The organism is Streptomyces sp. C36 (assembly GCF_040932295.1).
Taxonomy (GTDB): domain Bacteria; phylum Actinomycetota; class Actinomycetes; order Streptomycetales; family Streptomycetaceae; genus Streptomyces; species Streptomyces triculaminicus.
In genome coordinates, this window is sequence record NZ_JBFQGI010000008.1 from 299,905 (window position 1) to 314,050 (window position 14,146).

Sequence of the window (14,146 nt, forward strand, 5' to 3'; positions counted from 1 at the left end):
TCGGAAAACATCGCTTGTGCGAGTCCCACAAGTGGTGCAACACATGGTGCAAAACGCGTCCGGCTGCGGACGCCCTGGTTCCTCCCCCGCCCGGAGGCGGGGAAGGCGGAACTTCAGGGACATCCGCAGCCGGACGGCGGTGTTACAGATACTGGCCGGTATTGGCCACGGTGTCGATGGAGCGGCCGGTGTCGGCGCCCTGCTTTCCGGTGACCAGGGTGCGGATGAAGACGATCCGCTCGCCCTTCTTTCCGGAGATACGGGCCCAGTCGTCCGGGTTGGTGGTGTTGGGCAGGTCCTCGTTCTCCTTGAACTCGTCCACGCAGGCGGCGAGCAGGTGGGAGACGCGCAGGCCCTTCTGGTTGTGGTCCAGGAAGGCCTTGATGGCCATTTTCTTCGCCCGGTCCACAATGTTCTGGATCATCGCCCCGGAATTGAAGTCCTTGAAATAGAGGACTTCCTTGTCACCATTGGCGTAGGTGACCTCCAGGAAGCGGTTCTCCTCGGATTCGGCGTACATCTGCTCGACGACCGACTGGATCATGCCCCCGACGGCCGCCCTGGCGGACCCGCCGTGCTCGGCGAGGTCGTCGGCGTGCAGCGGCAGGGTCTCGGTCAGGTACTTCGAGAAGATGTCCTTGGCGGCCTCGGCGTCCGGGCGCTCGATCTTGATCTTCACATCGAGCCGGCCCGGGCGGAGGATCGCCGGGTCGATCATGTCCTCGCGGTTGGAGGCGCCGATGACGATGACGTTCTCCAGGCCCTCCACGCCGTCGATCTCGGAGAGCAGCTGGGGGACGATGGTGTTCTCCACGTCCGAGCTGACCCCGGACCCGCGGGTGCGGAAGAGGGAGTCCATCTCGTCGAAGAAGACGATCACCGGCGTGCCCTCGCTGGCCTTCTCCCGGGCGCGCTGGAAGATCAGCCGGATGTGCCGCTCGGTCTCGCCGACGTACTTGTTGAGCAGCTCGGGACCCTTGATGTTGAGGAAGAAGCTCTTCCCCGCGGGCTTGCCGGTGACCTCGGCGACCTTCTTGGCAAGGGAGTTGGCCACCGCCTTGGCGATGAGCGTCTTGCCGCAGCCGGGCGGGCCGTACAGCAGCACGCCCTTGGGCGGCCGCAGTTCGTGCTCCTTGAAGAGGTCGGGGTAGAGGTAGGGGAGCTCGACCGCGTCGCGGATCAGCTCGATCTGGTTCCCCAGGCCGCCGATCTTCGTGTAGTCGATGTCCGGGACCTCTTCGAGGACGAGTTCCTCGACCTCGCTCTTCGGGATGACCTCGTAGACGTAGCCGGAGCGGGGCTCGAGCAGCAGGGCGTCGCCGGGGCGGATGGTGGTGTCCAGCAGCGGCTCGGCGAGCCTCACCACCCGCTCCTCGTCGGTGTGCCCGATGACCAGGGCGCGTTCGCCGTCCTCGAGGATCTCCTTGAGGGTGACGATGTCGCCGTGCCGCTCGTACGCCATGGCGTCGACCACGTTGAGGGCCTCGTTGAGCATGACCTCCTGGCCGGGCCTGAGCTCCTCGAGCCCGACGCCGGGGCTGACGTTCACCCGGAGCTTGCGGCCCCCGGTGAAGATGTCGGCGGTGGCGTCGTCGTTCGCCGCCAGGAAGACCCCGAAGCCGGCCGGCGGCTGCGCGAGCCGGTCGACCTCCTCCTTGAGGGCCACGATCTGGTCCCGGGCCTCGCGGAGGGTGTTCGCGAGGCGCTCGTTCTGTGCGGAGACGCCGGCCAGGTTCGTCTGGAGCTCGACGATCCGCTCTTCGAGAATCCTCGTGTGGCGCGGAGAGTCGGCGAGCTTGCGGCGCAGGACGGCGATCTCCTGCTCGAGATAGGCAACCTGGCCCGCGGGGTCGTCAGACCCTCGTCCCGGCCGGATGCCGCGGTTCATGTCGTCGTCGTGGGCTGCCACGGTCCTCACCTCCTCCAAGGGGAGCTGGACGCTTCCTGACCCTACCTGGGCCGGTGCAGGTTGAAACCCCTAGATCACAAACCCGGTCGGAGTGTGTCCGATCTTCACCCTTGCGCACGTCCTCACGTGAGGGGAATACCCACCCATCAACATCGGAAAGCGGGCGGTTGTATCGTCGAGTCGGTCAACACCCGTCAGGGCTGGCTCCAATTGGTTCACGTACGCAGGAAACGGCAGGCGAGATGACCGTGCAGGAAGAGGGACTCGGTGAGCTGGAAGTCTGGATCGACCAGGACCTGTGCACCGGTGACGGCATCTGCGCCCAGTACGCCCCCGAGGTCTTCGAGCTGGACATCGACGGTCTCGCCTATGTGAAGAGCGCGGACGACGAGCTGCTCCAGGACAAGGGTGCCACCACGCGCGTCCCGCTGCCGTTGCTCGACGACGTGCGGGATTCGGCCCGGGAGTGCCCGGGCGACTGCATCCACGTCCGGCGCGTCTCGGACAAGGTCGAGGTGTACGGGCCGGACGCGGCGTAACGGCTCACGCACGCGTGGCGACCGGCAGCGGGGTCAGCGCGAACTTCCCCTCGCGCCAGTGCCACTTGACCGCACGCCTCAGGTCGGGGCAGCAGCGCGGGACGGCTGCCGCGGAGTAGCCGAGAAGAGTGGCCGAAACGGTGCGCTCGGTGACGGTGAGGCCGGTGACGTTCATCTTCTGCCCGGGGTCGACCAGCGTCGCCACGATCCGGGGCGCGGCCCCCGGGGCGGCCGCCGGGGCGAGGACGTAGACGCCGCTGGGCGGGGTGCCCGCCCCCGCGGGGCAGCGCACGACCGCCGCCGTCTCGGCCCGGCCGTCGCCGTCGAGGTCTCCCGCGACCGCGCGCACGACCTCCGCGCGCGCCGGCCCGCAGTGGACCGGATACCGCACGGCCCGGGCGTCGGGCGCCGCGGCCGCGGTGGCCGGCGCGGTGGCGGTGGCGGTGGCGTCGCCGGGGCCCAGGAGGGCCACGCCGGCGATCACGCCGGCCAGGGCGGCGGCGGTGGCCAGCCAGTGGACCGGGCGGGGACGGGTGTGCGGGTGGGGCTCGGGTCCTGCCGGGGACTGCACGCGCACCGACTCCTGTGAGAGCTGGGGACGAGGATCTTCCGCATCGTGCCATACGACGCCCGGCCGTCCTACGGCGGGCATGGGCCCTGGATTCACTCAACGCACGAGCGCCGCCGCCGAGTTCATGGAACTCGGCGGCGGCGCTCGGTGGTACGGGCGGGCGTCAGCCCTTGTTGGGGCCCTCGTAGTCGTCGCCGTAGGCGCCCTTGGCCGGACGGCGGCGGCGCATCGGGGGCTCGACGCCGTCCGCCAGGCGGCGGGCGGTGACCAGGAAGCCGGTGTGACCGATCATCCGGTGGTCCGGGCGGACCGCGAGACCCTCGACGTGCCAGTTGCGGATCATCGACTCCCACGGCTGCGGCTCGGCGAAGCAGCCGATCTCACGGATGGACTCCACGGTCCGCGCGAGCTGGGTGGTCGTGGCCACGTAGCAGCACAGGATGCCGCCGGGCACGAGCGCCTTGGAGACGGCCTCCAGGCACTCCCACGGGGCGAGCATGTCGAGGATGACCCGGTCGACGTCGGTGTCGGAGAGGTTGTCCTGCAGGTCACCGACGGTCAGCTGCCAGGCGGGGTGCGGGCCGCCGAAGTAGCGCTCCACGTTGGCCTGCGCGATCTCGGCGAAGTCCGCGCGGCGCTCGTAGGAGTGCAGCATGCCCTGGTCGCCGATGGCCCGCAGCAGGAAGCTGCTGAGCGAACCGGAGCCCACACCGGCCTCGACGACGCGGGCGCCGGGGAAGATGTCGGCGAAGGCCAGGATCTGCCCCGCGTCCTTGGGGTAGACCACGGCGGCACCGCGGGGCATGGACAGGACGTAGTCGGGGAGCAGGGGGCGCAGCGCGAGGTAGGCGACGTTTCCCGTGGTACGGACAACACTGCCCTCGGGAGCACCGATCAGCTCGTCGTGCGGGAAAGAACCCTTGTGGGTGTGAAAGTTCTTCCCGGCCTCGAGCGTGAACGTGTAGTGGCGTCCCTTGGGGTCGGTGAGCTGGACCTGGTCCCCGACCTGGAAGGGCCCGCGACGGCGGGCGGCACCGGTCGGTTCGGACATGTGACCAGCCTACCGGGCCCGCGGAGGCCTCAGCACCACGAGGCGCCGCGAGGCGCCATGAAGCACCACGAAGCACCAGGAGGCCCGCGGAGCCTTCAGGACGAGGGCCTGGCCATGGCCGCGACGAAGGCGCGCTCGACGTCGGCGGTGGACAGGACGCCGTAGACCTCGCCGGAGTCCTCGACGACCAGGTACTCCGTGGCGGGGGTGGCCCGGAGCACGTCGAGGAGGTCCTCGCCGGAGAGCTCGGCGGGGATGCGCATGCCGTCCCGCAGGTCCTGGGCGAGGGTGCCGACCGCGACCCAGGGGCGGCGGTGCTCGGGCACGCCGACGATGGCGGCCTCGCGGACCAGCGCGGTGGGGTTGCCCTGTCCGTCGACGACGACCAGGGCGCGGGCCCCGGCCTCGTTGGCGCGGCGCAGGGCCTCCGACAGCGGGGTGTCGGTCTCGACGGGGACGGCGCGCCGGGTCAGGGCGCGGGCCCGCAGGGCGGGCAGGTGCTCGCGCAGCCGCGCCATGCGCAGGCTGTTCCCGGCGCCCGTCCAGATGATCGCGGCGAGGATGGCGGCGAGCAGGGCGTCGGTGAGGGTGTCGAGGCCGCCCAGTTCCTCGGTGGAGTCGCGGTGGGTGAGCAGCGGGAGGCCGACGAGGACGGAGACGGCGAGGGCGCGGCCCACCCAGGCGGCGGCCACGGTGCCGGTCATGGGCCGGCCGCTGATCTTCCACACGATGGCCCGGAGCATGCGGCCGCCGTCCAGCGGCAGGCCGGGCAGCAGGTTGAAGGCCGCGACGAGGAGGTTGGAGACCATCAGCCCGGCGAGCAGCACGGCGGGCACGGTGCCCGGCTCGACGGCGAGCACGCCGAGATAGAAGAGCCCGGCGAGGACGAGCGAGAGCAGCGGCCCGACGAAGGCCAGCACGAATTCGCGGCCGGGGGTCTCGGTCTCCTTCTCGATCTCGGAGACGCCGCCGAAGAACTGCAGCTGGATGCGGCGCACCGGCAGTTTGAAGCGCAGTGCGGCGACCGTGTGGGCCAGCTCGTGGACCAGGACGGAGGCGTAGAAGGCGACCGCGAAGAAGAGGGCGACCAGATAGCGGACGCGCCCCAGCTCGGGCAGGACGCGGTCGAGCTGGCCGCCGAAGACCCAGGTGATGAGGGCGGCGACGAGGAACCAGCTGGGAGCGACGTAGACGGGCACCCCGAAGGGCCGGCCCATGAGGATGCCGCCGCCGCTCTCGCGCGGGCGCTGCGGCTTACGGTCCCCGGGCCCGGCCGGTCGGCCGGCGCCTCCGACGCCGCCGGATTGGCCCTGCCCGCTGTTGTCCACGGTGTCCCCTCGTCGGATCCGGTCATTCGCACCCACGTGGTGCATTCTTACGATCATGCAGTGCGAAGGGGTCTACCGTCGATGGTATGCGTCCGACTGTCAGTGACCGGCCGTAGGGTTTGTGTCATGGATACCGCCCCCGAGCCCTCCGCCGCCCCGGCGCCGGCCGCCGCCCGCCCGGCCTCGCTGTCGCCGTCGCGCGCGGCCGACTTCATGCAGTGTCCGCTGCTCTACCGCTTCCGGGTGATCGACAAGCTCCCGGAGAAGCCGAGCGCGGCGGCCACCCGGGGCACGGTGGTGCACTCGGTGCTCGAGCGGCTCTTCGACGCCCCGGCGGCCGAGCGGACGGCGCCGCGGGCCAAGGGGCTGGTCCCGGGCGAGTGGGAGCGGCTGCTGGGCTCGAAGCCGGAGCTGGCGGAGCTGTTCCTGCGGGAGGACGGCAGCCAGGACGCCGACCGGCTCGCGACGTGGCTGGCGGACGCGGAGCGGCTGGTCGAGCGGTGGTTCACCCTCGAGGACCCCACGCGGCTGGAGCCGGCCGAGCGGGAGCTGTTCGTGGAGACGGTGCTGGACTCGGGGCTGAAGCTGCGCGGCATCGTCGACCGGGTGGACGTGACCCCGTCGGGCGACGTGCGCATCGTGGACTACAAGACCGGCAAGGCCCCCGCCCCGCGGTACCGCGACACCCCGCTGTTCCAGATGATGTTCTACGCGCTGGTGATGTGGCGGCTGAAGGGCCGCATGCCGCGTCGCCTGCAGCTGGTCTACCTGGGCAGCGGCGATGTGCTGACGTACGACCCGGTGGAGGCGGAGCTGCTGGCGGTGGAGCGCAAGCTGCGCGCGCTGTGGGAGGCGATCTCCCTGGCCACCGACACCGGCGACTGGCGGCCGCGGCCGACGAAGCTGTGCGGCTGGTGCGACCACCAGGCGCTCTGCCCGGAGTTCGGCGGCACTCCCCCGCCGTATCCGCTGCCCGTTCCGGCGCCGCGGACGGCGCCGGACGACGGTCCGACTGCCCCGGCCGGCGAGGCGCAGGGCAGAATGGACGCGGTCTAGCGAAGGAGTTCTCCTGTGGCGATCCGCGTCCTGTTGGTCGACGACCAGCCTCTGCTGCGCACCGGCTTCCGCATGATCCTGGAGGCCGAGCAGGATCTCGCGGTCGTCGGGGAGGCCGGGGACGGTCTGCAGGCCATCGACCAGGTCCGGGCCCTGCAGCCCGATGTGGTGCTGATGGACATCCGGATGCCCCGCATGGACGGCGTCGAGGCCACCCGGCAGATCACCGGCCCGGAGCGTGACGGCCCGGCGAAGGTGCTGGTGCTCACCACCTTCGACCTCGACGAGTACGTGGTCGAGGCGCTGCGGGCGGGGGCCAGTGGATTCCTGCTCAAGGACGCGCCCGCCCATGAGCTGGTACAGGCGATCCGGGTGGTGGCGGGCGGCGAGGCGATGCTGGCGCCGAGCATCACGCGGCGGCTGCTGGACAAGTACGCCGGGCATCTGCCGTCGGGCGAGGAGCCGTTGCCGGACACCCTGCACACGCTGACCGACCGTGAGGTCGAGGTGCTCAAGCTGGTGGCCCGGGGCCTGTCGAACGCCGAGATCGCGGCGGATCTGTTCGTCAGCGAGACCACGGTCAAGACGCATGTGGGGCATGTGCTGACCAAGCTGGGCCTGCGGGACCGGGTGCAGGCCGCCGTCTACGCCTACGAGAGCGGACTGGTGCGCCCCGGGGCGCAGTGACCCCACCCCGTACGACACTGCCTCAGGCCGCGAGCGCGGTGAGGCGCCGCGACGCGACGACGCCCCGGCACACGGTCATCGTGTGCCGGGGCGTCGTCGTGTCGACGGGGAGTGCTATCCCTTGGCGCCCTTGCTGATCTCCCAGAAACGGAAGACGGTCGAGGCGTCCAGGGTCCACTGCAGACCGGAGATCTGCTCGTTGGCCACCGCGTACTGCTTGCCCTGCCACAGCGGCAGCACCGGCACGTCCTGGGCGACGGCGTTCTGGACCTTGGTGAAGTCGGCGACGGTCGCGGCACGGCTGCCCTGGGCGGCGGTGCTCGGCAGGATGCCGGCTATCTCCTTGGACTGGTAGTTGTTCGCCAGCACGTTGTCCTCGCCGAAGAACGGCGCGGTGAAGTTGTCCGGGTCCGGGTAGTCAGGAATCCAGCCCTTGACGTAGACGCCGTACTTGCCGGCGGCGATGTCCTTCTCGTACTGGTCGAACGGCACGCTCTGCACGTCGGCCTCGAAGAGACCGCTGGCGTTCAACTGCTTGGCGATCTCGTTGAACTCGGCCACGGTGGCCGGGCCGTAACGCACCGGGGTGGCCCACAGGGTGAGCTTGACCTTGCCGGAGATGCCCGCCGACTTGATGGCCGCGGCGGCCTTGTCGGGCTGCGGGCGGTCGCCGTAGGCGTCGAAGAACGGCGTCCGGTGGCCGGTGATGCCACTGGGGACGATCGAGTACAGCGGCTCGGCGGTGCGCTTGTAGACGTCGCGGACGAGCGTCGAGCGGTCGATGGTGTAGGCGATCGCCTTGCGGACGCCGATCTTGCCGACCACGGAGTCCTTGGTGTTGAACACCAGGTGCTGGACCTCCGCACTGGTGCCCTCGATCACCTTGAGGCTGCCCTTGTCGCCGGCGTCGGCGGCCTCGATGTCGGCGATGTCCTTCATGGCCAGGCCTCGGTAGGCCAGGTCCACGTCGCCCTTCTGCACGGCGGTCTTGAGCTCGTCCTGCTTGCCGTCGAAGAACTTGAGGGTCATGCCGCTGTTCTGCAGCGTGGCCGGGCCCTTGTAGGAGCCGTTGGGCTTGAAGACGGCCTTCGTCTTCTTGTCGAAGGACTCCAGCTTGTAGACCCCGGAGCCCACGGCCTTGCCGTCGGTGCGGAGCTTGTCCTTCGGGTACTCCGTGTGGTCCACGATCGAGCCGGCACCGGAGGCGATCTTCTGTGGGAAGGTCGCGTCGGAGCGCTTGAGCTGGAAGACGACGGTCGACTTGTCCGGCGTCTTGATGTTCTTGATCGTCGACAGCATGGTCGACGCCGGACCACCCTTGTCGTCGATCTTCAGCGTGCGGCGGAAGGAGTAGGCGACGTCCTCGGAGGTGAGGTCGTGGCCGTTGCTGAACTTCAGCCCCTCCACCAGCGTGCACTCGTAGACCGTGCTGGTGTCGTCCTTGAACTTGCAGCTCTGGGCAGCGTCCGGCTGCGGAGTGGTGCTTCCCTTGGGGAAGCTCATCAGCGACTGGAAGACGTTGTTGAAGAGCAGCCAGGAACCCGGGTCATAACCGGCTGCCGGGTCGGTGGAGAGCACCTCGTCCGACATGCCCATGACCACCGACTGCCCGGTGCCGGCCGCGTTGCCGTCTTCCGATCCGCACCCGCTCAGCAGGGCGGCGGCAAGCCCCGCGCCGAGCGGGGCGGCGAGCCACTGGTCACGTTTCCTCACGTGCACTTTCCTCACAGTTCTTGATCGCAGAAGACCATCTGGTGAAACCGGTGAAGCCGGACTTGCGTTGGTGGTTCGAATCGAGGTGGCGCCGGCCGTCAGGAGCCGCGGGTGAGCTCCCACGGCTGCAGCTCGGAGGCGGAGTTCAGCGCCCACTCGGCGCCGGTGATCTTCTCCCGCACCGCGACGTACTGCTTGGCCTGCCACAGCGGCAGCACCGGCACGTCCTCGGCGACGAGGTCCGCGGCCTGCTGGAAGTACTTGGCGGCCGCGTCGCGCTGCGCGGCCTCGCGGGACTGCGGGATCAGCTCGTTGGAGATCTTCGGGTTGCGGTAGGGCGAGGAGAGGAAGTTGTCCTTGCCGACGAACGGGGCGATGAAGTTGTCCGCGTCCGGGAAGTCGGGGAACCAGCCCATACCGTAGACGGCGTACTTGCCCTTGGCCGCCTCGGGGCGGAAGTCCGCCCACTTCACGCCCTGCACCTTGGCGTTGAAGAGACCGCTGCCGTTGAGCTGCTTCTGCAGCGACTTGAAGACCTTCTCGGTGGTCTCACCGTAGTGGTCGGTGGTGTACGTGAGGGTCAGCGGCACCGGGGTGGTGATGTTCGCGGCCTTCAGCAGGGCGCGGGCCTTCTCGGTGCTGGGCTCGCCGTACTTGTTGGAGAAGGAGTTCTGGTGGCCGGCGATGCCGCTGGGCACCAGGGAGTACAGCGGCTCGCTCGTGCGCTTGTAGTCGTCGCGGGCCAGCTCCTGCCGGTCGACCAGCTGGGCCACGGCCTGGCGCACGGCCTTGGGCTTGACCGACGGGTCCTCGGTGTTGAAGGCGAGGTAGCTGATCTCCTGGCCGGGCGACTCCAGCAGGCGGACGCCCTGGTCCGTGGCGGTGCGCAGCCGGCCGATCTGCTCGGGCAGCAGGGCGCGGTTCATGATGTCGACGTCGCCGCTCTTGAGCGCCTTCTCCATCGACGCGGAGTCGTCGTAGAAGCGCATCTCGACCTTGTCGTTCAGCACCTTCACGGAGCCCTTGTAGCTCCCGTTCCTGCTGAACGTGGCCTTGACCACCCGGCCGTCCTTGGCCTCGGTCTTCAGCGTGTACGGGCCGGAGCCGACCGTCGTGAAGCCGTTGCCCAGCTTGTCCTTCTGGTACGACTCGCTGTCGACGATGGAGGCGGCCGGGGTGGCGATCTTCTGCGGGAAGGTCGCGTCGGGCGACTTGAGGTGGAAGACCACCTCGCGCTCGCTCGGGGTCTCCACCTTGTCGATGTTGTTCAGCAGGGAGACCGGGCCGTTCTCGAAGTTGATCGTCCGGGCGCGGTCGATGGAGAACTTGACGTCCTCGGCGGTGAGCGCGTGCCCGTTGGAGAACTTCAGGCCGCTGCGCAGCGTGCAGCGGAGCTGCTCGTTCTTGCGGTCGCCGAACACGCACTTCTCGGCGGCGTCGCCGACCGGCTCGGTGCCGGAGCGGGGCAGCCGCAGGAGTGTCTGGAAGGTGCTGTGGAGAACGTTCCAGGCGCCGATGTCGTACGCGGCGGCGGGGTCGAACGGCGCCGGGGCGTCGGTGGTCTCCTCGAACCGGTCGGTCGTGCCGATGACGATGGCCTTGTGCCCGCCGGTCCCCTCGCCCCCGCCACAGGCGACGAGGGCGGGTGCCAGCAGGCCTGCCACGATCGGCAGGACCAACGTCTTGCGGTTCATTGTCTGGGGTTCTCCCTGTGGTGCGTTCGACTGCCCGGACCTTACCGATAGTCGATGTGTTGGTCATACGGGCAGCCGTGAAGTTCTCGCGAAAAGATTAGTGCGCGCGGCCGCCGCCCCCGGAACAGGTCGAAGTCGACGCAAAATCACGCAGTGATAACGACAGGTGAATGTCCGATATTCGGACGCCGGAACGATTCCGGCAGGAGATCACCAAACGGGACACAAGGGCGCGCTTCAGCTCTCGAGAACACCCTCGCGGGGCGACGCAAGGCGACGCGCGGACTTCGGATCCGGTGACGAACGTCACGTGCTCGATTTCCTGGCCGACCGCGTGAATTCAGCCGCCGCATTCGTCACGGAAAACAATCGACCAAACGCTAAGAGTTCTTGGTCATTCCGGCGCCGCACGCTCAGTGCATGCGCCGGTGCATTCCCGTGAGCAGGCCCCGCGGGGATCAGACCTTGATCAGGCCCCGCAGAAAAGACAAGTCGACTTCTTCCAGGGAGCGGACGACCGTACGCCCCGCCGCCGGCGGGATCGGCGCCACCGAGGGCACCGCCACCACCCGGCAGCCGGCCGCCTCCGCCGCCGTCACGCCCGTGAGGGTGTCCTCCACCACCGCACAGCGCGCGGGGTCCACGCCCAGCCGGGCGGCGGCCAGCAGATACGGGTCCGGGTGCGGCTTGGTCCGGGCCATCTCGTCGCCCGCGACGGTGAGCGTGAAGTGCTCGGGGCCCAGGCTGTGCAGAACCCGGTCGATGATCTCCCGGTGCGAGGCCGACACCAGCGCCGTCGGCACCGAGTGCGCGGCCAGCTCGGCCAGCAGCCGGCGGGCGCCCGGCATCAGCGGCACCCCGCGGACGATCATCTCGGAGAAGCGGCTGTTGAGGAGGACGGACAGCTCGGCCAGCGCGATCCGCGCGCCGGTGGCCTGGATCAGGAAGGAGGCGCTGCGGGCCATCGGGCCGCCGACGACGACCTCGCGCCACTCCTCCAGCAGCTGGTGTCCCAGCTCGGCGAAGACCGCGACTTCGACCTCCCACCAGAAACCCTCGGTGTCGACCAGAGTGCCGTCCATGTCGAGCAGGACGGCCTGCAGGGCCGACGCCTCCGAACGGGTGTCGACAGCGGGAATGCTGCTGGTCATCCGCACACCTCCTGGGGGACGAGAAGGCCGGTCCCCCACCCCCGTACGGGGCGGTGAACCGGCCTTCACCGGGCAGACAAGTGTACGACCGACCATTACGGTGCGTCGCGTCAATAAACCGCGAAAGCCGGGACGGGAGGGTCAGTCCTCGTCCTTCGGGCCGTCCTGGCCCCTCTCGGGGCCCTCGGCCGCCCCCTCGTCCTCATCCTTGGCGGGAGGCCTGGGAGGCCGCGTACGCCCGCTCGTGGTGTCCCTCAGGTACGAGGCGTCCCGGCCGCCCTCGGTCAGGCCCGGCTCCGCCGCCAGCCCGCCGGGCTGGCCGGGCTGCCCCGGCTGGCCGTCACGGCGGCGCAGATAGCGCTCGAACTCCCGGGCGATGGCCTCGCCGGAGGCCTCCGGCAGATCCGCGGTGTCCCGCGCCTCCTCCAGCGACTGGACGTACTCGGCGACCTCGCTGTCCTCGGCGGCCAGCTGGTCGACGCCCAGCTGCCAGGCCCGCGCGTCCTCGGGCAGCTCGCCCTGCGGGACGCGCAGGTCGATCAGGTCCTCGAGGCGGTTGAGCAGGGCCAGGGTGGCCTTCGGGTTCGGCGGCTGGGAGACGTAGTGCGGAACCGCCGCCCACAGGCTCACCGCCGGGACGCCGGCGTGGGTGCACGCCTCCTGGAGGATGCCGACGATGCCGGTCGGGCCCTCGTAGCGGGACTCCTCCAGGTCCAGGGTGCGGGCCAGGTCCGGGTCGGAGGTCACGCCGCTGACCGGAACGGGCCGGGTGTGCGGGGTGTCCCCGAGCAGCGAACCCAGGATCACCACCATCTCCACGCCCAGCTCGTGGGCGAACCCCAGGATCTCGTTGCAGAACGAGCGCCAGCGCATGCTCGGTTCGATGCCGCGCACGAGGACGAGGTCGCGCGGCGCGCCCTTGTCGCCGCCGGTGCGCACCACGGAGAGCCGGGTGGTCGGCCAGGTGATCTTGCGGACGCCGCCGTCCAGCCAGACCGTGGGCCGGTTGACCTGGAAGTCGTAGTAGTCCTCGGCGTCGAGCGCCGCGAAGACCTCGCCCTTCCACTCCCGGTCCAGATGCGCGACCGCGCTGGAGGCGGCGTCACCGGCGTCGTTCCAGCCCTCGAAGGCACAGATCATGACCGGGTCGATCAGCTCGGGAACCCCCTCAAGCTCGATCACCCAGCGCCTCCTTCCGACCGGTCTGCCCCTCGGATGTCCAGGGCGTCGCCGGTTGCCGTTCCGTGCAGTTGTCGTTGTCGTGCGTGTGCCCCAAGCCTACGACTTCGACGACCCCCGTTCGCAGCCCCCGTGGGGGAGGCCTTTCAGCCACGCACGCCCCATTGGCCGCGGTAGGCACGCCAGTCCGCCTCGGTGGCCGCGAAGTCCACGTAGAGGGCCATCCCGAACCGCTGCCGGCCGTGGTCCTCGCGGGTCAATCCCAGCCGGGCGCCGCGCACGGCGGCCGCCGCGGTCTCGGCCCGGCTCTGATGGCCCCAGTTGTCGGTGTGGTAGAAGGGCAGGCCCATCAGCAGGTCCGTCGTCGCCGGGGTCACCTCGAGGGCGAGCGCCGTCTGCCGGGCCACATAGCCGCCGTAGAGGTTCTCCCACGGCAGCGCGGTGTCGTACGACATGACGGCGATCTGGTCCACCCGGCGGGCGACCTTGCCGAAGTAGCTCTGGGTCCACCACTTCTTGCTGCCCATCACGCGGGCCGCGCTGTGCATCGAGGGCAGCGGGTCGATCTGCTGGGCGGCCACCGAGAGCACCCCGCCGGCGGACCGCACGGCCGGGTGGAGGTCGTCGAGCAGGGCGAGGAAGGCGGCGTCGCCGGTGGGCACCGGCTCGACGTCCACGTGCACGCCCTCGAACCCGGCCCGCATCACCTGGCGCGCGGAGGCCACCACAGCGGCCCGGGCGGCCGGCGAGCCCAGCCACAGCCCCGCGCCGCCCGGCCCGGTCACCAGCTTGTTCCCCAGCCACGCCTGCACCCGTACGCCCGGCAGCTCGCGGTGCACGGCCCCGATGAGCCAGGCGGCGTCGCGGTAGGCCGAGGCGGGCAGCGTGCCGTCGTTCTCGAGCGGGCCGGCGTGCACGTACAGGTCGCGGATGCCGGTGTCCCCGATCCGCCGCTTCAGCCGGGCCAGGTCGGCCTCGCCGCGGCGGCCGTCGATCCAGGCGTGCCCCAGCCAGACGGCGTCCCTGCCGCGCGTGACCGCGTCCCGGGCCGGCGAGCCCGCGTACGACGCCCGCAGCGCGCTGCCCGCCGTCACGACGGGTATCAGCACCAACAGGGCGAGGCCGATCGCGACGCGCACCGCGAGGCGCCTGAGCAGCGTCGTGCGCCGCTTTTTTGGCCGGTTCATGTCGTCCCCCTCTTCCCTTCGAGGGACGTGTTCGAGCCCACGGCGGTTGCGTTCGGATCGCATGCGGAAGGGGAGGGGCAC

Annotated in this window: 12 protein-coding genes; 3 read left to right on the plus strand and 9 right to left on the minus strand. The window is 70.1% G+C overall.

What is annotated here, in order from left to right; translation table 11 throughout:
- Positions 1-142: 142 nt before the first annotated feature.
- Complete coding sequence (gene arc, locus AB4K12_RS24935; RefSeq protein ID WP_086569213.1) at positions 143-1,909, minus strand: proteasome ATPase; 1,767 nt, start codon at positions 1,907-1,909, stop codon at positions 143-145.
- 242 nt (positions 1,910-2,151) lie between these two features.
- Here arc and AB4K12_RS24940 point away from each other — a divergent pair, with 242 nt between their 5' ends.
- Complete coding sequence (locus AB4K12_RS24940; RefSeq protein ID WP_086569165.1) at positions 2,152-2,448, plus strand: ferredoxin; 297 nt, start codon at positions 2,152-2,154, stop codon at positions 2,446-2,448.
- Positions 2,449-2,452: 4 nt separating this feature from the next.
- On the opposite strand, the gene AB4K12_RS24945 is transcribed toward AB4K12_RS24940, so the two are convergent.
- The 3 genes from AB4K12_RS24945 to AB4K12_RS24955 all read right to left on the minus strand — a co-directional run bounded on the left by AB4K12_RS24945 (position 2,453) and on the right by AB4K12_RS24955 (position 5,398).
- Complete coding sequence (locus AB4K12_RS24945) at positions 2,453-3,019, minus strand: hypothetical protein (RefSeq protein WP_368436309.1); 567 nt, start codon at positions 3,017-3,019, stop codon at positions 2,453-2,455.
- Positions 3,020-3,182: 163 nt separating this feature from the next.
- The gene (locus AB4K12_RS24950) at positions 3,183-4,070 is read right to left on the minus strand and encodes a tRNA (adenine-N1)-methyltransferase (RefSeq protein WP_086569162.1); all 888 of its coding nucleotides are present in this window, start codon (positions 4,068-4,070) and stop codon (positions 3,183-3,185) included.
- A 95-nt stretch (positions 4,071-4,165) separates the two neighbouring features.
- Entirely contained in the window at positions 4,166-5,398 is a 1,233-nt protein-coding gene (locus AB4K12_RS24955; protein WP_362260877.1) for a site-2 protease family protein, read from the minus strand.
- Positions 5,399-5,524: 126 nt separating this feature from the next.
- Here AB4K12_RS24955 and AB4K12_RS24960 point away from each other — a divergent pair, with 126 nt between their 5' ends.
- Both AB4K12_RS24960 and AB4K12_RS24965 read left to right on the plus strand, forming a co-directional pair.
- A complete protein-coding gene (locus AB4K12_RS24960; protein ID WP_368436312.1) occupies positions 5,525-6,454 on the plus strand; it encodes a RecB family exonuclease in 930 nt (309 codons plus the stop codon).
- A gap of 15 nt (positions 6,455-6,469) precedes the next feature.
- Entirely contained in the window at positions 6,470-7,141 is a 672-nt protein-coding gene (locus AB4K12_RS24965; RefSeq protein WP_362260759.1) for a response regulator transcription factor, read from the plus strand.
- Between the two features lie 114 nt (positions 7,142-7,255).
- Here the strand turns inward: AB4K12_RS24965 and AB4K12_RS24970 are convergent, their stop codons facing one another.
- The 5 genes from AB4K12_RS24970 to AB4K12_RS24990 all read right to left on the minus strand — a co-directional run bounded on the left by AB4K12_RS24970 (position 7,256) and on the right by AB4K12_RS24990 (position 14,065).
- On the minus strand, positions 7,256-8,854 hold the full coding sequence (locus AB4K12_RS24970) for an ABC transporter substrate-binding protein (protein WP_368436314.1): 1,599 nt from the start codon (positions 8,852-8,854) through the stop codon (positions 7,256-7,258).
- Positions 8,855-8,952: 98 nt separating this feature from the next.
- Positions 8,953-10,548 (minus strand): ABC transporter substrate-binding protein, encoded by a 1,596-nt coding sequence (locus tag AB4K12_RS24975; protein WP_368436316.1) that lies wholly within the window; start codon positions 10,546-10,548, stop codon positions 8,953-8,955.
- Positions 10,549-11,006: 458 nt separating this feature from the next.
- Complete coding sequence (locus tag AB4K12_RS24980) at positions 11,007-11,699, minus strand: HAD family hydrolase (protein WP_368436318.1); 693 nt, start codon at positions 11,697-11,699, stop codon at positions 11,007-11,009.
- 141 nt (positions 11,700-11,840) lie between these two features.
- Positions 11,841-12,881 carry a PAC2 family protein gene (locus AB4K12_RS24985; protein ID WP_362260752.1) on the minus strand — a complete coding sequence of 347 codons (1,041 nt, stop codon included), beginning with the start codon at positions 12,879-12,881 and terminating at the stop codon, positions 11,841-11,843.
- Positions 12,882-13,024: 143 nt separating this feature from the next.
- Entirely contained in the window at positions 13,025-14,065 is a 1,041-nt protein-coding gene (locus AB4K12_RS24990) for a glycosyl hydrolase family 18 protein (RefSeq protein WP_368436321.1), read from the minus strand.
- Between the last annotated feature and the right edge of the window lie 81 nt (positions 14,066-14,146).